The following is a 25,036-nucleotide window of genomic DNA, read 5'->3' as shown; positions in this document are numbered from 1 at the left end:
GATCCAAAACAAAATGTCACAGATGAAACTCCATGGGATGCTGCGCAGCTACCAGTCAATGCTCTCAGCAAATCACCACCACGGACTTACACACGACGAGGTGCTTAACACCCTGATACAATCAGAATGGGAGGAGCGGGAAAATAAAAAGATCTCCCGCAATCTCCGTTTAGCAAAGTTCCGCTACGGGGCCAGCATCGAAGAGATCAACTTTACAGCAGCGCGGGGGCTGGATAAAACACAGGTGCTTCGCCTTGCAGATACCAGCTTCATCGGTAAAAAGGAAAACATTCTCATAACCGGTGCTACCGGTGTTGGTAAAAGTTATCTTGCTTCAGCGCTCGGGAACCAGGCCTGCCAGTCGGGATACCGAACTCTTTACTTTAACACCCAAAAGTTATTTACAAAATTAAAGATGCTCAAAGCTGACGGGTCTTATACACGTGAGATTGCTCGTATCGAAAAATATGATCTCTTAATACTGGATGATTTTGGACTGGCTCACCTGGACAACACCGCCCGCATGTTCCTGCTTGAAATCATTGAGGACCGGCATGGAAGAAAGTCAACGATCATTAGCTCACAACTGCCGGTAGCTCAATGGTACGAAGTAATTGGCGAAAGCACCGTAGCCGATGCCATCCTTGACCGAATGGTTCATACAGCACACCGAATTGAATTAAAAGGCGACTCGATGAGAAAGAAATAGAAAAACAACCTATTTTGTAAACCCAGCTCTTTCAAATATTACTTAAAGCTGCCTTCTGCAGATCAGAAACAAACGGATTGGTCAATGACTCCGGATTGATGGTCAACATCATCGGATTATACATCTGCGCATGCAACAGAAAAGAATAGCTATCAACTTGTCAATTGCAACTCAAATGCAAGTAGGTTTTCCATTTGGTGGTCAGTTATTTTTGCGGTAGCCTTTCTAACACCATTTTCGGTGTGGGTGCATCGCTAACTAAGGTGAAATGAAGTAGTTTTTCTTTTATATAGAACTTCATTTTTTCGGTCGCCTTTACACCGTTCCTAACAACATTTGCGGTAATGATACGATCCTTATTACTGACAGTGTAGCTTCCTATACCATCCTGCTTAGTGTCGTGCAGCACTTCATAATGTCCATCTTTTCCAAATACGAAAATACCTTCACCAGCCACACCAACAAGAGCTGCTATAAGCTCCCTTGCCTTCTCCTTATCCATAGGTGAACTAAACTCTGGCGAAAAAGCAACCGAATCTCTTTTGAAATTGTAGCACATTCCTTTATCGGCAATGGAGATAACCTTCCACCTCTTCTGTAAAGAAGAACTATGTTGAGCATGAACCCTCCCAAAACACAAAGTCGTTAGGAGAACCAAGAGTATACGCATCACTTTTTGATAGCATTTAGGTGAGTCATGTAGTACAACTAAAGTACACATATAGTTTTGTAAGTTAAATACTGCTTGCCAACTAAGTTTGGAGCAAGTATTTATTTTATTGCTTACATATTCAAGCCTAATTGCTTAACCTAAGTTGGTAATTTATGCTTACGGGTAAGTACACTTTGTCGGTAAGCTGTTCTTCAGGTTAACTTCGGTAATGACCTTCTATTGACTAAAAGAAGTGATGATTTTAGATTAGATCCCGTGTTTGGAAACTGTGTGACCTAACGCAGAAAGCCTCTATAAGCAAGCTACAATGGCTTATTCAGTAAGAAAGAGGCAGCCTTCGATGACTGCCTCTTTCTTATGAGTATTTAATTACCTACTTGTTCGATTTAACTAGTTTCACTGTTATCGATTCTCTTCCTTGTATGACTTCTGCGAAGTATAAACCGGGACGAAAATCCTGACCAAGTTGCACCTTGGTATTGGGCATGACACTGTTTTTTAGCTCTACCACAATTCCAACAGTATTGATTATTCTTATCTGTACTGGTTTGGAACTCTTGCTTAGGGTAGAAAGGGTAAAGTAAGTGGATGTAGGATTAGGCGCTACCTGCACGCTCAAGGTCTCGGCTACGAAAGCCTCCGGTTCAATGTTCTTTCTACTCGTTGAGGTGACTGCGTCATTTGTACAACCTCCCAGGTACGAGCCCTTTGCCAGATGGGCTGCGACAGCATTTGCGTCGATACAAATCTCATCTGCGTTGTTTGGATTTCCCGGAGGTACTTGACAGACTTGTACCTTGTCTCCTTTTTTTCCACAGCGTACATCAATAACTTTAATCTCTTTGCTGGCAGTCTGTGAGCAGCCATTTGCACCAGTGATTATTACAGTGTAGGTAGTTGTAACCGTTGGATTAACCGTAATAGATTCTGAAGTAGCACCATTAGACCATAGATAGGTATATGGTGGGGTATCACCAGATGTCTGGGCAGTCAATGTTATAGCTGATGCAGGAGCATAGCCAATGTAGACGGTGTTTTGAGCTACGCCACGAGTAAAACCAAAGGCATCGGGAATCGTAGCCTCAATTGGTGCAGCTACAGTGACCGTGGTTTCACAAGTGTTCGTGTTTCCAGCAGCATCAGTGACAGTCCATGTTATAGTGCTTACACCTGGATTGAAGCTGCCACTGGCATTTGGGCCACTGCCGCTTCTTATGGTTGCACCAGTAACCGAATAGTTTACGCTTGTAACAACGCAGTTATCACCAGCTACTACTGGTGCAATCGAATAGGTGCCACTATTGTTAAAGCATTGCAGGGGTACGTCCGGACAGGTCAATGTCGGAAGTTCGTTGTCAAGTACTGTTACGTCAAAGCTGCATACGACAGTCCCACCTGATTGAAAGGTATTGGTTGTGGTGCCAACCGGAAATACACTGCCGCTGGGGAGTCCAGCTGTTTGTTCAGGCATTGTCGCTGAAGCACAACCATTAACATCGATTATGGCACGAATAGCGAATGAACTTTCACCAGACTCCGGTACCAGGGCTGCAAATGGATCACATGATCTTTCTCTAGAAATGTAAGTAGGGGCCGTCTCTGTTGGTGCAATAGCAATTAGAAATGCCTCTGATCCAAAAAAGCTTTTTGAGCCCTCAATCTCAACAATTACTCCATAGCCTGCCGGTATTACAGCACTGATAGGCTCATTTATATAGCCAACAGAGGCGCTAGAAGATGGCACGACCGAGCTAACAAGGTTAAAATTGGCATATGTTAAAGTCGTAGCTGGATCCCACTGATAGATGTTGATTAAGGAAGCCCTGTCTGTTCCACCATAATCTACACTGCTGATGGTAAAGTCACCAGTGATACCCAAAGCCGGTAAATTATACGCTCTAAGATAAGAGGGTCGCCCTCCTAGACATAAAGATGAAATTGCAGAGAACCGACCTAGTGCAGTAACATCAGTATAATTTGTTTGCGACAGGTGCTGCATTTCGCAAACACCTGTAGTAGGTGCTGTGTAGGTCACCGTAGCACCGCAGGTTCCCGCTGTGCTGTTAACAATAATGTTTTCGAGGCAATCGCTGGCCGTAAATTTTCCGGTAGCCAAAGAACTCAACTGCTGGGCGGTAAATGTTATTTGATCTTTGGACACCGGTTCCGGCTCGACTACAGCGGTGCCATTTGGGGTCGTTTTATAAACTTTCCTGATCTCTTGTGAAAACGACGGGATTGTAGTAAGAACACAAAGAAGTAAATAGGCATAGCGGTTAATACAGAATTTTCTCATTTTTGGCGGATTGGGTAATTATGAAAAGAATACTTGTCTAAAGTGAATCTTTGTAGGTGGTATAAGCGCCTTCATAGTTGCATGCGGATTTATTAAAGCGGAACTTAGACGATTAATTGCTTTAAAGGAGAACACTATACGCTACGATACTATATGGAAAAGGAAAAGGTTCTCCTTACCAATACAAACTTTTTCTGCTTTTCTCAATAAAGCTGGCTCGAGTAATAGTTCTGAAATGTGTGTCGATCATTAAACCTTGCAACAGCATTCTTCCAAATCACCTTTGATTTTGCGAGTGCGTTTACTAGCCTGAACCCCAAACAGTTTTTTAAGAAGTTAATTGTTTCAGGTTAGAGCACCTTCGTTAATTGCCAACTAACAAAGCCGTGACCTGCTGTAATAGCCAATATCGACGGTCAACTTTCACGTTCGTCAAATGCTTACGAAGTGCAATCAACTTCTATTTCCGATGTTTAGAATTTCTCCGTAACTCATAAGCTGTTTTCGATTTCATCTCGGTTGAAAACAGTCAACAGCTAGACACAAAGGTTTTTTAGTGAATCACTTACTCTACGTTAAGCTACATCAACTGTATCGCTTGTGATAGCTGGTTTTGTAACCGGTAAGTTTGGAGTTGTGAATCGACAGAAATGGGACGCCATAGGTAAAATCGATTTCCTTGAGATACAAAAGCACTACTTACCGATGTATCACATCTTTTATCAATTAAGCTAGTGGCTGCGATCCCCTAAATACCAGAGCGAGCCGTCCGCCTCTTGGCGGGATATCTTTGATCTGTTTCTCCTGAAAATAAGCATTAATGGATTGGTCTTATCCCTAGCATCCTATTGAGAATCGATACGTCTTAACTAATATAAAAATTAAACAACCACCCATTTTGATGCAAGTCAAAGAAACACTTACTCCTAACTGAAGAATTTTTCATTTAACAGCCTCCTTCCATTTCAACTTTCTTTGTTCTAACTTGTAGACGACAAATACACTAAATTTTATGAAAAAACGTTGATTGTTTTACTGCTGTTGCCTTCGTTGACGTTCGCACAGCGGGCTAACCCTCTTTCCCCAACTCTTGCAGGACAACATATTGGAGAAACTGTAACTACGTGTGGATCAATATATGATGTCCGGTATTTGGATAGAGTAAGACTACTCCCTCACTATTAGGAATTGCTGGTGCTTTTCCAAATCAAATTCAAACTGTTCTAATCAGACCTCACACCCCAGTACGCCGAAGGACTAATGAAAATCTTTTCTGCAGATGCCGTACTTAACATTACCGTTCAGTATGATTCACTAAACACTCGTACTTCAGAAAGTGGTGCTGAGTCAACCAGCACTCCAAGTAAAAAAAGAGGTCCAAAACCAAAAACTGCAGAACCGGTTTGAGAGCCAGCAGCACCAAAGACACGCGGACGCAAACCAAAAGTCGCTGCCGAATAACCTATTTGTTTTTTCCTTCAAGGTTGCCAAATGATTTCAGCTTTTCATTGAGCTCTTTAAGTCCGGCTTTTTCCAGGCAATCTGAAGCAATTATCGACAGCTGCTCTAACGCATCAGGAGGAACAATATTAAACAGCCCAGTTGACTTGTCATCTGGATTAGGTTTTAATCCCCGTTCTATGACTTTGTTTAACAACAAAACATTCTTGCGTGATAGCCTTATATCAATCTTCACGGTATCATTCATACCCGGAATGCTTAGAATAGTATCGTAAAGATTTTCGACATCGTTAGTTGAGAACATAATTGTAAGTTTTTTTAGTAAAAGTTTTCTCAACAAAGTTATTTTGACAATTTGAAAAAGACCTGTTCGATATTCGAACAGGTCTTTTTTGTGTACCATACTGTACCTAATTTCATTATAAGAAACTGAATTGTGAAACAGAAAATGTGCAGAAAATGGAATTCAGAAAAGCCCCCTCCTTTGCCGAGGCTAAACAGTATGACATCGTTGAATACCTGGCGAAACTCGGGCATTTACCAGATAAAGTCAGCAAACAGGATTATTGGTACCATTCGCCGCTTCGACTGGAAAAAACGCCTTCCTTCAAGGTTAACAGAAGCCTTAACCGTTGGTACGATCACGGTATTGGAAAAGGTGGAAACATCATTGATTTTGCTGTGCTCTACCATCAATGTAGCCCGGCAGAAGCCCTGCTTAAAATAACCGGAAACTCGTTCATTCACGAGCCGGTTATCAGGGAATCAGAACCAGTTAATGTTGAACATGAAAAGAAAAAAAAAATCGTTATCGTAAAAGAAACTCCGTTGCATAGTTTTTCTCTTTGCCGGTACCTAAAGCAGAGGAAAATTTCTATTGAAATTGCAAGTGAGTATTGTCGTGAAATTACCTATGAACTTTATGGCAAAACGTATTTTGCAATAGGCTTTAAAAACGACCATGGCGGCTACGAATTACGCAATCCATTTGTGAAATTGAGCAGCTCTCCAAAGGGCATTACAACGATCCAGAAATCATCAAAAAACGTATCAGTTTTCGAAGGATTTACGGACTTCCTTTCCTACCTGAGTCTTCCGGATTTAAAACCTACTGAGACCAATTTCACGATCCTAAACTCCTTGTCTTTTTTTGAAACTTCCCGGCAATTTTTAGATCAACACGAGTCAATTCTCCTGTACCTCGACCGCGACAAAGCCGGACAAAATTACAGTCGCTATGCACTTTCATTAAGTCCAAGGTACCAGGACAGAAGCTCGTTGTACGAAAACTATAAGGATCTAAATGAATGGATGATGCACATCGGCAAAAGCCCGCACCATAACAGGGGACTACATAGGTAAATCTCCTCAGCCACCTTTAGAGCAGCAAAAGATTGATTTTCAAAATTCCTAAAGATGATCAGTAAGTCATGAGACATTTTAGACGTATCAGATTGCCTCCCTATCGCAATCGGCAAGATGTCCGGTTGTATCACAACCGATCTTGCCGCCCCACACTCCGGAGTCGTGGGCGGTGATTGTCAAAGCCAAAAATTGCTGAAAACGTGAAAATGAAATGTGATGAATACAGATCAGAATACCCGCACCAAATGGCTTCACTTACGCCTGAAGCCTACAGAATACACCACCATACACAATGACTTCAGCAAAACAACATGCAGAAAGCTGAGCGAATACGCACGCAAAATTCTCCTCAAAAAGACTGTTACAATCAAGGTTCGCGACCAGTCTATGGATGACTATATGTCAGAATTGATTTTGCTGAAAAACGAACTCAACAACATCGGAAATAACTTTAATCAAGCAGTAAAAAGACTACATAAGCTGGATAAAATACCGGAGTTCCGGGCTTGGATTCTGACCTATGAAGTAGAGAAAAATATCCTGATTAAAAGAGTGAACGACATCAAAATTCATGTACAAAAAATGGGCGAAAAATGGTTGCAATAATTAAAACCGGGCACTCTCTTCATCGCACTTTGAACTACAATGACAATAAGGTAAAGGAGGGAGTTGCAGCCTGTATTTCGGCAGTAAATTATCCGATGGAGGCAGAAGATCTTTCACTTAAATATAAGCTGAACAGGCTGCTTAACCAGGCCGCGCTAAATGAAAATGTAAGCAGAAACAGCGTTCATATTTCGCTGAACTTCGACCCATCCGAAAAGCTTTCCGTCGAGACACTGAAAGCAATCGCCAACAACTACATGGATAGGATCGGTTTTGGAGCGCAGCCTTACCTCGTGTATCAGCATCACGACGCCGCACACCCGCATATACATATTGTATCATTAAAAATAATGGCTGACGGGACTAGGATAGACACTCAAAATATCGGTAGAAATCAGTCCGAAAAAGCTCGGCGGGAAATTGAAATCTCATATGGACTGAAGCCAGCCGAACAAAACAAAAAAGAGCAGGCCTTTGAACTTAAGGCATACAGTTCGGGCAAGGCTCAGTATGGCAAGGCAGAGACAAGACGTGCAATCACAAATGTGCTTGACGTAGTCCTGAACCAATACAAATACACGAGCCTTGCTGAGTTAAATGCAGTACTGAAACAGTACAATGTTCTGGCAGATCTCGGCAGTGAAAACTCGAGGATTTACAACAACAAAGGACTGGTGTATCGGATACTTGATGAACAGGGTAACAAGGTTGGTGTTCCGATAAAAGCAAGCCTCATCTACAGCAAGCCAACACTAGCTTGCCTGGAACAGAAATATTTCGCGAACGAGCAGGCACGGCAACTCCACAAGGGGCGGGTCAAGACCTCGATTGACCTTGCCTTGCTACGCCGTCCAAGTCAATCACTACCAGATCTGATTAGCACTCTGAAGAAAGAAGGAATAAGTACTGTACTCAGGCAAAACGAGTCAGGATTAATCTATGGCTTAACCTATGTTGACCACAAAACAAAATGTGTATTCAACGGAAGCGAGCTAGGGAAACAATATAGTGCCAACGGCATTCTTGAGAGAATCGCAACAACTAAAGCAGCTATCGCAGATGAGCAACAATCTAAACAAACCAACTTAAGAGAAAGTTTAGGCGGACAAATGGCTGACCCACCCTACGCTCCGCGAATGCAGGCCGGTAGCGAGATCATTGACGCCTTGGTTCAACCGCAAACGAGCGGTGACTTTCTACCGGGTCAACTAACAAAGAAAGAAAAGAAAAGACGTAAAAAGACGGTCTTAAAAAGTTCGTAATCCCCTCCCCAATTACCGACAATCCGCAATGAGCACATGGCTGGCCTGGGAGTTTTAAAAACGATCCCACCGCATCTGTGGTTGGCGCAGAAACACCGACGCTACAAACCATCTTAATCAGCATAAACTATACAACTATGCACACCGGTGAAAATGAACAGGGATTGAGAAAGATCATGGATATGACCCGGCTGATCAGCCTGGTCGTTCTAGTGTTACACTTTTACTACTACTTTTATTCGGTCTTCGCTCACTGGCAGCTTACCAGCATGCTAACCGATCGGCTGCTTATAAACATCCGTAATACAGGTTTGTTTATTAGCTTCAATAAATCGAAAATCATCTCGTTGATTTTCTTAATCATCTCGCTCATCGGGGCGAGAGGAAGAAAGGACGAAAAGTTAAGCTATCTAATAGCCTTCGGCTACGTAATCTTAGGCCTACTAATATATTTCCTAAGCTGGATCTTATTGGTTGCCGGTATCAAGTTATTTACCGCGGCAATCGTTTACATGAGTTTCACTATACTTGGCTATATATTTATTCTGACCGGGGGCACCTTGCTCTCACGCGTCATCCATCAGAAACTAAATAGTAAGGACATTTTTAATAAGGAAAATGAATCCTTTCCCCAAGAGGAAATATTACTCACCAATGAATATTCAATCAACCTGCCAGCTCGCTACAAGTTATTCGACCATACCTGATGCCGGCGCAACCTGCTCCATCGAAATTTTGACCGATATACCGGTCGACAGCAACCCATTCATTTACTTTAACTGGAGAGAAGGATCAGCAGGCCATGCCTTTGTTCAAGTCAAAAAGTCTAATGGTTTACAGAGCGTGCAACAAACGATCGGGTTTTACCCAGATCATCCATGGAAAACAATGGTGTTTGAAACGCCGCTCAGCCAGAAAATCGTGGATAATCAACATCACGAATATAACGCGAGCCTTCGCATGGACATCAGTCCTGCAGAACTGCAGACCGTGCTCAACCAGGCCATTGTTTCTTCTAGAAAGGCTTACAGTATAAAACAATACAATTGCACCGATTTCGCTTTAGACCTTTTTAATTCCGTTCGCGCGGACAATCCGCTGAACATACCAAAATATAATATTCCATCTAACACTGTCCCCTAAGAGAGCAATACACCCCAAGGCTTATATCAGCAGTTGAGTAAAATGAAGTTTGCGAATAGGCCGGAAGCAGCTCTTATCAAAATTCCTGTAGCCAAAAATTATGCGGGCAGTAGTAAAGGCTCCTGTAATTAAAAAAAAAAGACATGAAAGTCCTCAAGAACATTGCACATCCCTTTATAGTGTTGATATGCTTCTTCGGAATTCTAATCAGTGGCGAAGGTTTTGGTGGGTTTTATCTGATGTATATTTTGATGGCATTGGCGTCCGGCTATACATATTCGATACTCGCCTGGCTTGGTGTGGCTTGTTTCCTGCTTGGCTATAGTGTATTTAGACTCTCTAAATGGAATAGCTTGTTTTATCTCTCAGGATCCATCTTCCAGGTGCTATCGTTACTAGTGTTTTTTTTAAATAGTAAAACCAATTACAACATAGGTACCTTCTATGAGTTGGTTCCATTAACAGTCATGATCGTGTTTACAATTATAACTGCTTGCTCAATTATCTACAACCTGAATAATGTTCTAAAAACCAGGTCATATTCCTAGGAGTTAAAAGTTATGCACGCCATACAAGCAGCAATACAAGGCAGATATTTGATAGCAGACCCAATTTTCTTATTAGAGGTGGAAGTACAGTTTAATCGACTTTTTCTTTAAGCAATGATTTTGCACAAAAAAACAAGTTATTTTTTAATGTCTTCTACCTCCTTTAGCTCAAATCCGGCGTTTTTGAAATATATTCAGCCGCCAATTCTCCCAGATTGTTTTCCTGGCGTTTGATCCGACGCCAATCTATACATGCCCTATGGCCTATGGCTAGTGCCTCAATATTCTTTTGTCTTCCACCGGCTTTACATCAACTTGCCTGTCGCCGGGCAATTCAAGCTTAAGAGTCTCTTAAAAAAATAGACACTTGAGCATGCGATAATGTTTAATCAGATCACGCTTATGGTTTAGGTCAGCTTGCTTTCCGAAGCTCGTCCTTCAAATTAAGCTAAAAGGATGAAACGGTTTGTACTTTATGTGCCTTTAGTTAGACAATTTTCCACAAGAATATAAGGCATCAGCCAAGTTTAGAAACATTAAAGTCCCGGAAATTGCATATATTTATTCAATCACGTCAATATGCTGCACATCGGCAATAGTACTCTCCAACCTGCGATTTCTCATGATCAGCTTTAAGTAATGTTCGATTTTGAACATCAGCATTTAATAGCCTATGCGTGTAAGCAATACAATCAATACTCATGCGTAAAATTTCACTCTTGTCCGGCAAACTGTGCCATTGCCTAGGAATTAACTCAGGGGAAGTACTAAAGTACTCTCTACTACCGGTTTTATTTATTCTCGCCACGGGCCTAACAGCACAAACATTTAAGGTGGCTAAATACATCAATCCAAACACCCTAGGTTCGAGTCCAAACAGCTTGGTTGAATTGAATGGTAATACCTTTTTCATGGCTTCAGATGGAAATATCGGCGCAGAGCTTTGGAAAAGTGATGGCACAGAACAAGGAACAATCCTTGTAAAAGATATCGCGCCCGGGGCAGCCGGTTCTTCGCCCGGGAAGTTTATCCCTTTTTTTGAAAGCTTGTTTTTTGTTGCGAATGATGGCATCCATGGTTCTGAATTGTGGAAAACAAATGGAACTCCAGCAGGAACAGTGATGGTCAAAGACATCAACCCAGGTGGAGGAAGTGCTGCTCCTCAAAGCCTAACGGTTTTAAACGGTAACTTGTACTTCAGTGCTACGGATCCAACAAATGGATATGAACTATGGAAAACCGATGGCACTGCGGAAGGAACATCTTTAATCAAAGACGTCTATACAGGTACAACTGGTTCTTCTCCAAATGATCTCACCAGCTTCAACGGCTCCCTCTACTTCAACGCAAATGATGGTGTTAACGGTGCAGAATTATGGAAAAGTGATGGCACAACGACGGGTACCATTATGGTGAGAAACATCTATCCAGGCTCAGGGTCATCAAACCCCTTCAATATAATCAATGCAAATGGAAGCTTATATTTTGTTGCTGATGACGGAACCTATGGATCTGAAGTATGGAAGAGTGACGGGACTGTTACTGGTTCGATCAGGCTCACGGACATTTGGTGGGGAGGACCTTCATTTCCTGGTGGGTTGACTAATTGTGGCGGCACCATATTCTTTGGAGCAACTCAGCCCTACATTGGTACAGAACTCTACAAAATTGTTGGCTCCCAGGTAAGTCTGGTTAAAGATATCTTGCCCGGTTACCCAAGTTCGAACCCTCGAAATCTTACGGCTGTAAATGGAACCCTATATTTTAGTGCAGGGGGCTATGGTCAAGACTTATGGAAGACCGATGGCACCGAAGCGGGAACTGTACGGGTGAATACAAACACTAACAGTTCTAACCCCATGAACCTTGTAAATGTAAATGGCACATTGTACTATAGTGCATCCAATGGAAGCGGCAGAGAATTATGGAAGAGTAACGGTACTAATGCTGGTACATTTAGAGTGTATAATATCTTTCCCGGGGGTAGTTCTGATCCGGAGCAAATTACTGACGTTAACGGTACAATTATCTTCATTGCTACAAGCCGCGCCCACGGACAGGAACTCTGGAAAACCGACGGCACCTCCACCGGCACCTTCCTTATCAAGGATATCAATCAGATCCTGTCAAACAAACCTGAGGTTAGTAATCTGTTTGACTGCAATGGCACCCTATTTTTTACAGCAAACGATGGAAGCTCGGGTAACGAATTGTGGAAGAGTGATGGTACATCTTCCGGAACTAAATTGGTGAAGGATATCAAAACTGGATATAATTCGTCTTACCCGAAAGATTTTCAGATCCTAAATGGGACTTTGTTTTTCTCTGCGTTAGATTCTACGAACTATAGGGAGATATGGAAAACTGATGGAACTGAGGCTGGAACATTAAAAGTAATTGGGCTGCCGATCTGTTACGACCCTTCGGAGTTAACAGTGGCAAACGGTTCTTTATATTTCAGAGCGATAACTTCAACTATGGGATCTGAGTTATGGAGGAGTGATGGTACCGCCGCAGGAACCGCGATGGTCAAAGACATCTATCCCGCCGAGAGGAGTTCCGGACCTGGCGGCTTCAAAAATGTGAATGGTAACGTGTTTTTCGTGGCCAATGATCCCACATACGGAGAGGAATTGTTCAGAACGGATGGCACTTCTACAGGTACTATTCTGTTGAAGGATATTCACCTTGGTGCAACCCCTTCCTACCCAGCAAATTTAACAGCTGTTATTGGGACGCTATTCTTCACAAGCGACAATGGTATCAATGGCAGAGAGTTGTGGAAAAGTGACGGAACTGGGGGCGGAACAATACTAGTGAAAGACATTCACCCAGGTGGAACTGGCTCACAGCCAGCATATCTTACTAACGTAAATGGCACTTTGTTTTTTGCAGCAAATGACGGCACAAACGGGTACGAAATTTGGAAAAGTGATGGAACAGAGGCGGGCACGGTAATGGTTAAAAATATAAGCTCTGGACCAACATATCAGACTCCTGCAAACCTTATCAATTACAAAGACACATTGTATTTTAGCTTTACGACTGGTGCCCACCCGGACGACTACGAGTTATGGAAGAGTGATGGAACGGCTGCAGGCACCATTATGCTCAAAGATATAAATCCCGGAACAGGCACATCAACTCCCCGACGATTTTCAGTAGTAAACGGCTTTTTATATTTCCAAGCTGATGATGGTGGGAGTGGGAAAGAATTATGGAGAACGGATGGTTCGTCGGCAGGAACTGTGTTGGTCCAGGATGTCGTTTCAGGCCCAGGATCCGGGGCCCCAAGCGAACTGATCCGTGTTGGAGAAAAAATTTATTTTGTTCCGGATGACTATGGTGAGAGTAGTCATTTATACGTCGCCTCGATCAATGAGGGAGTAACCTTCAGCGGCAAAGTAGTTTTGCAGGCAGCCTACAATAACACCTCCGGTAGAATGAGTGCGATCTTGAACACCTCTGGTATCTTACGAGCAAATGCAACTCGTCAGCCTTATAGTTTAATTTTCGATTACGGCGGAATCGAAGAGGTGCAAGAAGGCTTCTTTGCTGCTAATCCAACAATAATTGATTGGATCCTAGTTGAACTCCGAAACGGATTGAACCCGACAAGCGTCGTCGCAAGAAGAGCTGCTTTCCTAAAAGAAGATGGAACCCTAGTGGATATTGATGGTAGTACAACTCAGATTACCTTCCCAGGAATTGCCCCTTCAAAGTATGACGTAATTATTAAGCATCGAAATCATCTGGGGATACGCTCTGCAGGTGCTCTCGATTTTACTAACGGCAGCGCTGCATATGACTTTACTATAACTGCGGGTCAAAGCCACCAGTCTCAGCCATACACAGCCACTATACCTTTGGGAAACATATGGGCAATGCGCGCCGGTAATGCAAACGCAAATAACAACATTAAATATAATGGGCCGACGAACGATCAAAATCATATCCTAAACAATAAGCTAAAGGGATCTTTAAGTAACACCTTTAGCAATGTTTACGCTCCAGAAGACATCAATATGGATGGCAACATAAAGTGGAACGGCCCAGGTAATGATCAGAATTATTTGCTGAACATCATTCTTAAAGGCGCTCTAGGCGATATCTATCTGGAACAATTGTATTAATACAAGCAGGGCTTAATGAGTCCAATGACTTGGAGAACAGCTGGAAAAAGGTTTTGTTTTTTCGCTCAGTTCTGAAGGTTTTCTGAACTAAAAAGATATCATGTAACTACACTGACGAAATCTTATTTTCAGTTCCATCTTTGATACCTTCCTAACAAATAATTGGTAACGTTATCTGTTAATTGACTTTGTGGTTCTTGTGATGATGGTTTAGGTCCATTTTCTTGCAACCTAGTTTGTGTCGGCATCGACGAGTTCCGTTGCTGAATAAAGATCTGCCATAAAAATATCTCCTCAAGTGCCAGCTTTACGAAACACGGAACCTTGTTCTTAAAGCTTTTTCCAGAACGATATCGGTATAAACAGGTTGCCGGAACAAGACAGAGCCCGGACTTGGTCCTATCTCAATATTAATGAAAAGCGGCGTTAGAGAGCTGTTTTTTTATATTTACTTATCGAAAATACATGTCACTATTTTTGCATACGTGCGAACCCCCACAACATACAGTCTTAGTGAACTTCCTATTTTGCTTGAATTTGCAAACTTGTTTAAGGTCAAAAAGATGTTTGATATAGTCAAGCAAGACAAAGAATGGTACAGTGCAGTTGATTACTCGTTAGCAATCACCTATATATAAAAGAAATGCCTGCAACTCCTCAAAACTTGCCCAATGATTTAACATGAACATATACGGCATATGTTTTATCTTTTCAGATGCAAGAACCTCCGAGATACAGTTTACTTGATTTGAATATTCTGATCCTAGACTCAACCCTATCGGAAGTTGAAAGACTGCTAACTATAGTTAAGGATGACAACGAATTATATAGTTTGCGTGAGTACCCTATGGCTGTAAATATTCTGGTTGATAAAATCACTCAGTTATTAAAAATTTCAGATTGATCGACTATTCCATTGTAACCTAGGAGTAGCTTTAAACATAAGATAAAATATGGCTAACGAAATTAAGATGGTAGCTACGAGTTCAACCCCATTGTAGCATGACTTCATTCTTCTTGCTGTCTGCTGGTTTCTTTTTGGGCTCTTTCTACCCACCAAAAAAGGCGGTTCCTTAAATGCCAGCTTATCAGCATACGAAAGCTTGGATGTTTTCTCTCGTTCTTTACGAAATTTCTCTTCCGACTTAAGAAGGTTTTCCGCTACATCGACGTGAAAGTCATTTTCAATTTTGAATGTGAAATAAATGTTTGCGGAATGTTGTAGAAAGAATTAAGAAAACAAAAAAGCAGCCATGATTATTACTCATAACTGCTTGATTTTCACGTACCCGGGATGGGAATTGAACCCACACTCCCGTTGCGGGGAACAGGATTTTAAGTCCTGCGTGTCTACCAGTTCCACCACCCGGGTGTACCCAAAAAAAAACCGCCTCTGGAAGGCGGATTTTGGAGCGGAAGACCGGGCTCGAACCGGCCACCCCGACCTTGGCAAGGTCGTGCTCTACCAAATGAGCTACTTCCGCATTAATCAAGAACCTGGTGATTTTCCCTTTTAAATCTCCAAATCTAAGGCCTTGTTTGTTGTTTAAAGGAGTGCAAAAATAAACATCACCGGCATTCCACCAAATCTTTTTTATTTATACTTCGGACTGTACAACGTGTTATCCGGAACTTCCACATCGGGGCGACCATGATAACGCTCAGTGTACAATTTATAACATCCGCCCAGCAGGAACGCCATTATGCAAAACACCTGGATATAAAAAAGAAACTGCGATGAATTCGCCCAGTTGTAACCGATATCCTTCTGCTTGTGCTCCTTTAATTCGTTTACCATAGTTTACGATTGCGTTGCAAAAATAAGGGGCAGGTTGATATCTACACACCTATTGCACGATTTCGTTAAAAGTTTTTTTATTCTTTATAAAATATGCCCACACAATACTTCCGCTAAAAACCCCGTGTATTTTGCCGTTTCGCCCCCTCGAAAAAAGGTTCTCCCGCTTAGTGCTGAACAACCATTTGTAAAACGCAAAATGGGCCTGCACTACCGCCCGCGCAAATCCCCTTTTACCCGCGAGCAAAGCCTGCATCGCCGATACAACATCCAGCACAATCCGCAACGGCAATTTCCACCACAGCATCGTTGGGGGCCAGTTTTTGGTAACCATCACCAGGTTGTTTCTAAAGTTCAGGAAAACTTTTCGGTCACTCTGTGGAAGGGTGCCCCCACCGACATGGTAAACGATTGATTGCGGACAGCTCTTAATCGCATAACCTGCGAGCTGCATCCGCCAACAAAGATCAATCTCTTCCTGGTGCGCAAAAAAATAGGGATCAAGGCCATTTAGTTCATGATACACTTTTGCACGCACAAACATCGCAGCCCCGCTTGCCCAAAATATCCTGGAGGCAGTATCGTATTGTCCATTGTCCGTTTCACAAATCTCAAAAACCCTCCCCATACTAAAGGGGTAACCCAGGGCGTCTATCCACCCACCTGCGGCGCCGGCATATTCAAACAGGTGACGGTTGTGGTACGATAACAATTTCGGCTGGCATGCGGCGAGTTTTTCATCTGCCTCGAACATAGCTATTACAGGCATGATCCAATCACTGGTTACTTCAACGTCTGAATTCAGCAACACATAATAGTCTGCTTTTACCTGCCTAAGCGCCTGGTTATACCCTTCAGCAAAACCATAGTTCCGATCGTTGACCAGCACCTTTACCCCGGGAAAGTGGCTTCTTACCCAGCTTACCGAGTCGTCGGTGGAGGCATTGTCAGCAACCACCACCTGTTTATCCGGATAATCAGAAGCGAGAACAAAGGGAAGAAACTGCTCAAGGTAATGCCTGGTATTATAATTCAGGATAACAATGGCTACGGAGGGGTATGTTTGCACGCTTATATAAAAGGGTAAATTAACACAAAGCTTTTCTATTTTAGATATATGATCCAACAATGGTTTAACCTGCGCATGTTTTTGACCCTCATTGCAATATTGATCGTTAGCGGAACAATCTTTTACTCAGACTACCTCAGCAAAAAAATCGGGAAAGAAGAAAAACAGAAAATTGAAGCATGGGTCGAAGCACAGAAGACCATCATGAATGCAACCGACCAAACCGATATCACGCTTGCAACAAGAATAGCTACCGAAAACGACGACATACCCATTATCGAAACAAATGAAAAGGATAGCATCACCAATAGCTATGTCAACATCGACTCGTCGCTTGTAAACGCCGATAAAAGTTACCTGCCGCGAAAATTACAGGAGTTCCGAAAGCAACACCAACCCATCGAGCTGGTCATCAGTGAGCGACCCTATATGGCCAACCGGTATTACTATGGCGAGAGCCAGCTGCAAAAGGAAGTCCGTTACTACCCGATTATACAGCTCATCGTTGTAGGCCTGTTTATCACCATTACGGTTATCGCGCAGCGAACGAGCTACCAGAATACCCAAAACCAGGTATGGGCCGGCCTTGCAAAAGAAACCGCCCATCAATTGGGCACCCCCGTAACAAGTCTCGAGGGATGGGTTGAGGTACTTCGCGATGTACCCGGTGCTGAAAAAATGGTTGTAGAAATTGAAAAAGATGTCAACCGCTTGAAGCTGATCAGTGATCGTTTTGGTAAAATCGGCAGTACGCCAAAACTGGAGGAAAAGAACCTGGTTGAGCAGGTAAGCAGTATGATCGACTACATCAAAAAAAGGGCAAGCGGAAAAGTACAGATCAACCTTAATACCAACGACGCTCTTATTCCTGCTATGATTTCCCCCCCGCTCTTCGACTGGGTAATAGAAAACCTGTTAAAAAACGCGCTGGACGCAATGGAGGGCAAAGGCAAGATTGACGTTCAGATACAAGATGAAACGTCGGCGGTATTGATCGATGTAAAAGACAATGGCAAAGGGATCAGTAAGGCGAATATTGGCAAAGTTTTCAATCCCGGCTTTACAACCAAAAAACGCGGATGGGGACTTGGATTAACACTTACCAAGCGGATCGTTGAGCAATACCATCGCGGGCAGATATTTGTAAAAAGCTCCGAACCAGGTAAAGGCACCACGTTTAGAATTGTACTAAAGAAATAATTTTTGAAATGGTTGAATCCCTAAATTTGCAGCACTTCAAGCGGAGGTGGCGAAATTGGTAGACGCACTACTTTGAGGTGGTAGCGGGGTAACAGCCGTGGGAGTTCGAATCTCCTCTTCCGCACAAAACCTTTCTCTCCCGGGAAAGGTTTTTTTCTTTTTAATGAGTCTTTTTTTGGTGACGAACAGATGAACCTTTCCGGGCTTTACTTGCCACGCTCGCTTGTACGGTTGATTCAACAATCGACAGAAATAAACCGCTATGATTATTGCCATCTTATTAATGGCATACCCCTGTAAATGCCCCCTAACTTCAATGATACCGGGTAGCTTATGAACAGGTACCTGCATTGGTACACAGATTCAGCGATCTACAATTTCAATAAGGTATTGTATTGAGCATTAATACAACTTGTAAAAATGAACACCTCTAAATAAGTATTTTTGCACCACTGAAACAGTTCGGTGAATTTGTTTGTTGAACTTTGCAGCAGTGCCAACATCACAGTGCGGAATTGCCAATAATACAGCTAAATGTCGGTAACCAAAGCTTAGCATATGACGTACCTTCTTGAACGGGCCCCGGGCAGAACAACATTGGTAAATGGCAAGGAGTACCTATTCTTCTCAGGTTATTCTTACCTAGGGATTGGTCACCATCCCGGCTACCTTTCGCTTGTGGAGGAAGGGTTGCGCAAGTATGGTTTATTACATCCATCATCCCGATTATCCAATACCCGCCTTGATATTTACGACAAGTTTGAAAAGCAACTTTCCTGGCTAACCGGCAGCGAAGAAACGGTAACGTTTTCTTCAGGATTCCTGGCTGGAAAAGCAATTGTAGACTTGCTTGCAAAAAATACTAAAAACTGCTTTGTTGCACCCGACACCCATCCGGCCATCCAAAATGGGATTCCTCCGCTACAGCGCCATTGGAAAAAGGAAATGGTGCAGGCAATAAACGAGTCGGACGAGAAATACTTTATTCTACTTGCTGATTCCGTAAGTCCGCTTAAAGCCTGTGTCCAGGACTTTTCTTTCCTGAGTAGCATTAAGCCCGAAAAACGGATCACCTGTATCATCGACGACTCGCATGGTATCGGTTGCCTTGGACCGGGAGGTGAAGGCATTTCACATAGCTTACCCCGGCTTTCCAATGTTGAGTTTATATTGACTTACTCCTTATCGAAAGCACTTCACATTAATGGTGGAGCGGTAAGTTGTAGTCATGCAACGGCGGCGCTATTAAGACAATCGCCGTATTTTACCAGTACCACGCCAATTGCGCCCCCCTCGGTATACGCCTACTTAAACGGGCAACATATATATTTTGAGCAGTTGCGAAAACTAAAGGAGAACATTGCCCTATTTATTGCGCTACTTAAGGACGTACCAGGGATCATTAATCACCCGGCATTACCGATCTTTTTGCTAAAGAAAAACCTGCCACAACCTGCTCTTGACTCGCACCGGCTCCTGATATCGTCTTTTTCTTATCCTGATCCATCGGGTACGCCCGTTAATCGGCTTGTTGTAAATGCGCTCCATACCGAAACTGACCTTCGCCGCGCGGCCTGGATACTGCAGGAGCTGCTGCGCTGAGGTAATGGGAAACCCCTGTTAACAGCGCTGCAGCATTGAGCAATGTTGCCCTTGTAAACCAATGGCTCCATCGGCCCCTGCAAGCAAAGACACGAAAACCAGTTATCTTACACCAGCACAAACCCATTGACGGGTTTATCCACCCAGTGGTACATTCACTTACGTTATGTTATTGTTTATACCATTTTGGATTGGAATTTGTGCTCCGCTCCCCGTTTCGTTATTTTTACAAAAATTCAAATCACCACTCACCTGAAGAAATTCCTTAAGATAACGGCCCGGATTATCCTGAGTATTCTTGGACTCGTACTATTGGTTTGGATTCTTCTTCAAACTGAGTTGGTTCAGAATTGGATCGTCGGCAAGGTTACAAAGAAGCTTTCGAAGGAACTTGAAACCCAGGTAAGCATCAAACATGTAAGTTTTGCTTTTTTTAACCGGATGAACCTCGAAGGCACCCTTGTTAGGGATCAACAACGTGATACGCTATTATATGCTGATCAACTTAAGGTAAGGATTACAGACTGGTTCTTTTTGCAGGATACGATTGTTCTTAAATTTGCAGGCTTACAGGATGCCCAAATTCACCTCAGCCGCAAAGATTCTACCTGGAACTACGGTTTTCTCGTCGACTATTTCTCCGCTCCCTCTCCAAAGAAAAAAAAGAAATCTGCTGGCGGAGCCTTGAAGTTCGACCTGAAAGTACTCGATTTCAAGAATGTTTTACTTGTACAGGATGATCGATGGATCGGCCAGAAAATGGAAGTAAAACTTGGAAGCCTGCAATTGGACGCCGAGAATTTCAATATGGACAAAGGCACCATTGAAATTAATGAGCTGGACCTGGATAAGCCACTTTTCTCAATACTGAATTTTGAAGGTCTCCGACCGGATAGTCTCAAACGCAAACCGGTAAAGTCTGCAGAACCTGAGTACTATTTTAATCCCGGAAATATCAGGCTTACCGTTGGAAAGATCAAAATCAGAAATGGAAGCTTCTACAACGAAAAGCGAACGGATCGTGCAGTCTATCAACACTTCGACGGTCTGCACCTTCGATTCGATAAGCTAAACGGGAGCTTAAGCGATGTAAGCTTTATCCAGGATACCATCAGGGCGAGGGTTGACCTTTCGGGTAAAGAGCGTAGCGGCTTCGAAGTAAGAAAGCTAAAAGCGCAGTTCAGGCTAACCCCTGAGATTATGGAATTTGCCAACCTTGACCTGATAACGCCTAAAAGCCATTTGCAAAATTACTATGCGATGAGCTTTTCCAATTTCAACACCGATTTTGGTGACTATATGAATAAGGTCACCATGCATGCACGCTTTTTAAATACCGAAATTGACAGCGACGATCTTGCGTTTTTTGCACCTGAAGCAAAAGCCTGGAACAAAAGAATAAGTATTTCAGGTATTGGCACCGGCACCGTGGCAAACCTGAGTATTCAAAAGCTGTTTGTCAATGCAGGAAGCAATACAACTTTAAGCGGCAACGTAAAGATTGTTGGCTTACCCGACATTAACACCAGCCGTATCAGCTTCACTGGCGGAAGCCTGCGCACAACTTACAACGACGTTGTGCTTTTTGTGCCCGAAGTAGCAAAAGTTACTTCACCTTCTCTGCCGAGTCTTGGTACGGTACAATTCAAGGGCGACTTCAATGGTACCATTTCAAAGTTTATTACTGCGGGCACTTTCAGCACATCACTGGGTGGATTTAGTACAAACCTAAGCATGGAACTACCCGCCAAAGGCTCTCCTGTTTACAACGGGCGGCTGGTGACAAAACAATTTAACCTGGGCAAATTCCTGCAATCACCAGAACTCGGCCGTGTATCGTTTGATGGAACCGTAAACGGCACCGGACTAAATATGAACACGCTGCGTACTAACCTGACCGGAAACTTCCAGCAGCTCGAATTTCACAACTACAACTATAAAAATATCGGCATCGAAGGGGTTTTTCAAAGAAAGCAGTTTGATGGAACCCTGAAGGTTGACGATGAAAACCTGGACATCACTACAACCGTTAAAATTGACCTGACGAATACCCAGCCGCGTTTCAACGTACTTGGCGACCTGGTGAAAACGAACCTCCAAAACCTCAATTTTACCAACGAGCGATTTGAACTGAGCGGTCTCTTTGACCTTGACTTCAGCGGCCGTAACATTGACCAGTTTCTCGGTTCGGTAAAAATTTTCAACGCGACCTTTCTTCACGACAGCACCCGCCTGAACCTTGACTCCCTAAGTTTACAGTCGCGGCTTGAAGGCAACCAGCGCATGTTATCGCTAAACAGTAACGAGTTCGATGCCAGCGTACAAGGCGAGTACAGCATTCTCGACCTGCCAAATAGCTTCCAGTTGTTCCTGCACCAATATTATCCGTCCTACATTAATAAACCGCGGAGCACCCCAAAAGACCAGCGCTTTGCTTTTCTTATCAACACCCGCAACGTTGAAGGCTATACCCAGTTGCTCGACCCTCATCTTTCAGGTTTTAGCAACAGCGAAATAGCAGGCAACATCAATACGATTGACACCATTTTCGCGGTAAAGGCAAGCGTACCCGAATTGGCTTACCGACAATACCGTTTTACAAATACGGTACTCGATGGCAAAGGCAACCTTGAAAATCTCCAGCTTACGGGTGATATTGATAATATTTCAGTAAGCGACAGTGCTTCGTTTCCGCTAACTCACTTCAACGTGGTAGCAAGGAAAGACAGTTCAGAAGTAAGTTTACAAACCCGCGCAAACACTGCATTAAATGATCTCGACTTTAATGCTTCGGTTGTCACCTTAAAAGATGGGGTTACGATTGATTTACGACCGTCGGAATTTGTACTTAACGACAAACGTTGGCGGCTCGAGAAAGAAGGTCAGATTATCATCAGGAAGAATTTTGTTTCGGCCGATAAAGTACGTTTTACCCAGGGCGACCAGGAAATAGCTGTTGAAACAACCTACGAGGAAGACAATAACCAGAACAATCTTGCAATACGTTTAAGAAACCTGAACATCGGCGACTTTGCTCCATTTATTACATCAGATCCCCGTTTAGAGGGTATTGCTGGCGGAGAGATCGTGCTGAAAGACTTCTTTGGTAAGTTTAATGTAGAGGGCAATCTCAGGGCGGACCAGTTCCGGCTGGATAACGATTCGATCGGGGTGGTACTGATTAAAGGTGGATATAACAGCACCAATAAAAAAGTGGTGTTTAACGTTGAGTCGCTAAACGAACTCTACAGCCTGACTGCCTCGGGATCTTACGATATAGGCGACTCGGTTTCTGCACCACTTACCTCTACCATTCGACTCAACAATACAAAGATCGACCTGCTGAACCGCTTTCTTGGAACCGTGTTCGACAACGTGTCAGGGTTTGCAACCGGGGAGTTATCAATCAACGGAAATCCAAACCGGCCGCAATTATTGGGCAGGGTAGCCATCCGGGATGGCAGCCTTTTGGTAAAGTTCACCCAGGTTACCTATACCATCAACAGTGCAACTTTTGTATTTCACGAAGACAATATCGACTTTGGTCAGTTTTCTATCCGCGACAAATTTGGAAATACGGGTTCGGTTCGGGGCAAACTTTATAATAAGGGATTTAGAAATATGCGGTTTGATTTTGATATTACCACAAAGCGAATGTTGCTGATCGATACCAAATCTACCGACAACAAACAGTTTTATGGAACAGCAATTGGCACCGCTTCACTTAGCCTTGACGGCCCCCAGGAAAATATGCGGATGTCGATTGTAGCCGAACCTACCGACAGCTCTCAAATTTATATTCCCACCAACGATAGTAAGGAAAGCGGCGAGGCGGACTTTATTGTTTTTAAGCAATATGGTACCGAAATGCGCCAGGTAAGTACAGGCGGCGAAACCAACATTGTAGTAGATCTTGAACTTACTGCAAACCCGCTGGCGAAAATTGACGTTATCCTGGACGAGCTTACCGGTGACATCATTAAAGCGAATGGTAACGGACGTCTTAAGATTCACGCGGGAACAACGGAAAATCTGACCATCAACGGCCGCTACGAAATCGTATCGGGTAGTTACGATTTCAATTTCCAATCCTTTATAAAGAAGCCCTTTATTCTGCGTGAAAATGCCGGAAGCTATATCGAGTGGAATGGTGATCCCTTTGACGCAAAAATCCAGATAGAGGCGCTATACATTGCCCAAAATGTAAAATTGAGCGACCTTGTTGGCAGCCAAAACCAAAGCAGTACGATCCAGGGTTATAAAGACGATGTATACGTATACGCGGTGTTGACCGACCGGCTGAAAAATCCTACGATCCGTTTCCGCCTCGATTTTCCCACAGGTTCCGGGATTAAAAACGATGATACATTTGTAAAGTTTTTGGCGAAACTGGAGTCCGACGATAACGAAATGTTGAAGCAGGTTACTTACCTGATTGTATTCGGTGGCTTCGCTCCTTATGGCGAGGGTCGGAACCTGGCAAGTAATTTCACAACACTAGGCTACAATACGCTTTCGCAGATGATTTCGAAGCAGGTAAACAGCCTTGTTTCAAACCTACTGTTCAGGCTCACCGGCGACAGAAGCCTCCAGTTCGACGTGAGTACCTCGCTGTACAACAGCCAAAGCCTTTTTAGCGGAAATGTGACGGCCACAAATACGATTGACCGGCAGCAAGTAAACTTCAAACTTGGAAAGTCGCTGCTGGATAACAAAGTAATTGTAACAGTTGGGGGTGACCTGGATTTCAAATTGGGAAGCAATTCTGCTACATCGCAGCAACTTGGCGCACTGCAGTTTTTGCCGGATATTACGGTGGAGATCATTCTTTCGAAAAACCGAAAGGTGAGGGCAATTGTATTTAGTCGCAATAACCTCGACATTACCGAAGGTTCGGTAGGCAGGAGAAACCGCCAGGGGGTAAGTATTTCTTACCGGCAGGACTTCGACAAGTTCTTCGGCAATAAGGTAAACACTCCCCTGCTGCAGCGTCCGCCAGACTCGTCGATCATCTTCAAATAAGTGGCTTACTGCATTAAGCTATTACGCCCGACACCAGGAGACTGAACATTCCTGGATCCTGGGCTCCGGCGCCTTCAATTTGTCTTGGTCGCTTCCCTTTATTCAGGTGATTAAAGAAGAACTAAACGCATTGCTGCCAATGTATACCT

15 protein-coding genes, 3 tRNA genes and 1 pseudogene are annotated in these 25,036 nt (G+C 43.3%); 12 read left to right on the top strand and 7 right to left on the bottom strand.

Annotation, left to right across the window (positions count from 1 at the left end):
* The first annotated feature begins 22 nt into the window (after nt 1-22).
* The gene (gene istB, locus EXU57_RS06405; protein ID WP_243745528.1) at nt 23-709 is read left to right on the top strand and encodes an IS21-like element helper ATPase IstB; all 687 of its coding nucleotides are present in this window, start codon (nt 23-25) and stop codon (nt 707-709) included.
* Nucleotides 710-914: 205 nt separating this feature from the next.
* On the opposite strand, the gene EXU57_RS06400 is transcribed toward istB, so the two are convergent.
* The 3 genes from EXU57_RS06400 to EXU57_RS06390 form a co-directional block, all read right to left on the bottom strand.
* Nucleotides 915-1,379 (bottom strand): hypothetical protein, encoded by a 465-nt coding sequence (locus tag EXU57_RS06400; protein ID WP_133267341.1) that lies wholly within the window; start codon nt 1,377-1,379, stop codon nt 915-917.
* A 376-nt stretch (nt 1,380-1,755) separates the two neighbouring features.
* Nucleotides 1,756-3,678 (bottom strand): T9SS type A sorting domain-containing protein, encoded by a 1,923-nt coding sequence (locus tag EXU57_RS06395; protein WP_133267340.1) that lies wholly within the window; start codon nt 3,676-3,678, stop codon nt 1,756-1,758.
* Between the two features lie 1,462 nt (nt 3,679-5,140).
* Nucleotides 5,141-5,476 carry a hypothetical protein gene (locus EXU57_RS06390; RefSeq protein ID WP_243745527.1) on the bottom strand — a complete coding sequence of 112 codons (336 nt, stop codon included), beginning with the start codon at nt 5,474-5,476 and terminating at the stop codon, nt 5,141-5,143.
* Between the two features lie 122 nt (nt 5,477-5,598).
* On the opposite strand from EXU57_RS06390, the gene EXU57_RS06385 reads away from it, so the two are divergent.
* From EXU57_RS06385 to EXU57_RS06355, 7 genes and pseudogenes are all read left to right on the top strand, one after another.
* Nucleotides 5,599-6,501, top strand: a complete 903-nt coding sequence (locus EXU57_RS06385; protein ID WP_133267339.1) for a toprim domain-containing protein — start codon at nt 5,599-5,601, stop codon at nt 6,499-6,501.
* A gap of 219 nt (nt 6,502-6,720) precedes the next feature.
* A complete protein-coding gene (locus EXU57_RS06380; protein WP_133267338.1) occupies nt 6,721-7,110 on the top strand; it encodes a plasmid mobilization protein in 390 nt (129 codons plus the stop codon).
* The gene (locus EXU57_RS06375; RefSeq protein ID WP_133267337.1) at nt 7,098-8,372 is read left to right on the top strand and encodes a relaxase/mobilization nuclease domain-containing protein; all 1,275 of its coding nucleotides are present in this window, start codon (nt 7,098-7,100) and stop codon (nt 8,370-8,372) included. Before EXU57_RS06380 ends, EXU57_RS06375 begins: the two co-directional genes overlap by 13 nt.
* A 137-nt stretch (nt 8,373-8,509) precedes the next feature.
* Nucleotides 8,510-9,079 carry a YWFCY domain-containing protein gene (locus tag EXU57_RS06370; RefSeq protein ID WP_133267336.1) on the top strand — a complete coding sequence of 190 codons (570 nt, stop codon included), beginning with the start codon at nt 8,510-8,512 and terminating at the stop codon, nt 9,077-9,079.
* Entirely contained in the window at nt 9,027-9,515 is a 489-nt protein-coding gene (locus EXU57_RS06365) for a hypothetical protein (RefSeq protein ID WP_133267335.1), read from the top strand. The genes EXU57_RS06370 and EXU57_RS06365 overlap by 53 nt, the downstream gene beginning before the upstream one ends.
* 143 nt (nt 9,516-9,658) lie before the next feature.
* On the top strand, nt 9,659-10,063 hold the full coding sequence (locus EXU57_RS06360) for a hypothetical protein (RefSeq protein WP_133267334.1): 405 nt from the start codon (nt 9,659-9,661) through the stop codon (nt 10,061-10,063).
* Nucleotides 10,064-10,764: 701 nt separating this feature from the next.
* Nucleotides 10,765-13,362 (top strand): annotated as a pseudogene (locus EXU57_RS06355) (ELWxxDGT repeat protein); the annotation flags it as partial.
* 2,120 nt (nt 13,363-15,482) lie between these two features.
* Here the strand turns inward: EXU57_RS06355 and EXU57_RS06350 are convergent.
* From EXU57_RS06350 to EXU57_RS06335, 4 genes are all read right to left on the bottom strand, one after another.
* A tRNA-Leu gene (locus EXU57_RS06350) sits at nt 15,483-15,568 on the bottom strand.
* 36 nt (nt 15,569-15,604) lie between these two features.
* A tRNA-Gly gene (locus EXU57_RS06345) sits at nt 15,605-15,680 on the bottom strand.
* A gap of 110 nt (nt 15,681-15,790) precedes the next feature.
* Nucleotides 15,791-15,994 (bottom strand): hypothetical protein, encoded by a 204-nt coding sequence (locus tag EXU57_RS06340; RefSeq protein WP_133267332.1) that lies wholly within the window; start codon nt 15,992-15,994, stop codon nt 15,791-15,793.
* A 49-nt stretch (nt 15,995-16,043) separates the two neighbouring features.
* On the bottom strand, nt 16,044-17,063 hold the full coding sequence (locus EXU57_RS06335) for a glycosyltransferase family 2 protein (protein ID WP_133267331.1): 1,020 nt from the start codon (nt 17,061-17,063) through the stop codon (nt 16,044-16,046).
* A 48-nt stretch (nt 17,064-17,111) separates the two neighbouring features.
* Between EXU57_RS06335 and EXU57_RS06330 the strand changes: the two genes are divergently transcribed.
* From EXU57_RS06330 to EXU57_RS06315, 4 genes are all read left to right on the top strand, one after another.
* Nucleotides 17,112-18,263, top strand: coding sequence for a sensor histidine kinase (locus EXU57_RS06330; protein ID WP_133267330.1), 1,152 nt, complete (start codon nt 17,112-17,114; stop codon nt 18,261-18,263).
* A gap of 40 nt (nt 18,264-18,303) precedes the next feature.
* Nucleotides 18,304-18,387, top strand: a tRNA-Leu gene (locus EXU57_RS06325).
* A 434-nt stretch (nt 18,388-18,821) separates the two neighbouring features.
* On the top strand, nt 18,822-19,865 hold the full coding sequence (locus EXU57_RS06320; RefSeq protein WP_133267329.1) for an aminotransferase class I/II-fold pyridoxal phosphate-dependent enzyme: 1,044 nt from the start codon (nt 18,822-18,824) through the stop codon (nt 19,863-19,865).
* A 126-nt stretch (nt 19,866-19,991) separates the two neighbouring features.
* Complete coding sequence (locus tag EXU57_RS06315; protein ID WP_133267328.1) at nt 19,992-24,887, top strand: translocation/assembly module TamB domain-containing protein; 4,896 nt, start codon at nt 19,992-19,994, stop codon at nt 24,885-24,887.
* Nucleotides 24,888-25,036: the final 149 nt, after the last annotated feature.

Source organism: Segetibacter sp. 3557_3 (assembly GCF_004354985.1).
Taxonomy (GTDB): Bacteria; Bacteroidota; Bacteroidia; order Chitinophagales; family Chitinophagaceae; genus Segetibacter.
The sequence above is the reverse complement of the archived record's forward strand: the minus strand, read 5'-3'. Positions and strand labels throughout refer to the sequence as shown.

Excerpts from the sequence above, each read along its gene's own strand:
- istB (WP_243745528.1), top strand. The coding sequence starts at position 23 with ATGAAACTCCATGGGATGCTGCGCAGCTACCAGTCAATGCTCTCAGCA.
- EXU57_RS06400 (WP_133267341.1), bottom strand. The coding sequence starts at position 1,379 with ATGCGTATACTCTTGGTTCTCCTAACGACTTTGTGTTTTGGGAGGGTT.
- EXU57_RS06395 (WP_133267340.1), bottom strand. The coding sequence starts at position 3,678 with ATGAGAAAATTCTGTATTAACCGCTATGCCTATTTACTTCTTTGTGTT.
- EXU57_RS06385 (WP_133267339.1), top strand. The coding sequence starts at position 5,599 with ATGGAATTCAGAAAAGCCCCCTCCTTTGCCGAGGCTAAACAGTATGAC.
- EXU57_RS06380 (WP_133267338.1), top strand. The coding sequence starts at position 6,721 with ATGAATACAGATCAGAATACCCGCACCAAATGGCTTCACTTACGCCTG.
- EXU57_RS06375 (WP_133267337.1), top strand. The coding sequence starts at position 7,098 with ATGGTTGCAATAATTAAAACCGGGCACTCTCTTCATCGCACTTTGAAC.
- EXU57_RS06370 (WP_133267336.1), top strand. The coding sequence starts at position 8,510 with ATGCACACCGGTGAAAATGAACAGGGATTGAGAAAGATCATGGATATG.
- EXU57_RS06365 (WP_133267335.1), top strand. The coding sequence starts at position 9,027 with ATGAATATTCAATCAACCTGCCAGCTCGCTACAAGTTATTCGACCATA.
- EXU57_RS06360 (WP_133267334.1), top strand. The coding sequence starts at position 9,659 with ATGAAAGTCCTCAAGAACATTGCACATCCCTTTATAGTGTTGATATGC.
- EXU57_RS06340 (WP_133267332.1), bottom strand. The coding sequence starts at position 15,994 with ATGGTAAACGAATTAAAGGAGCACAAGCAGAAGGATATCGGTTACAAC.
- EXU57_RS06330 (WP_133267330.1), top strand. The coding sequence starts at position 17,112 with ATGATCCAACAATGGTTTAACCTGCGCATGTTTTTGACCCTCATTGCA.
- EXU57_RS06320 (WP_133267329.1), top strand. The coding sequence starts at position 18,822 with ATGACGTACCTTCTTGAACGGGCCCCGGGCAGAACAACATTGGTAAAT.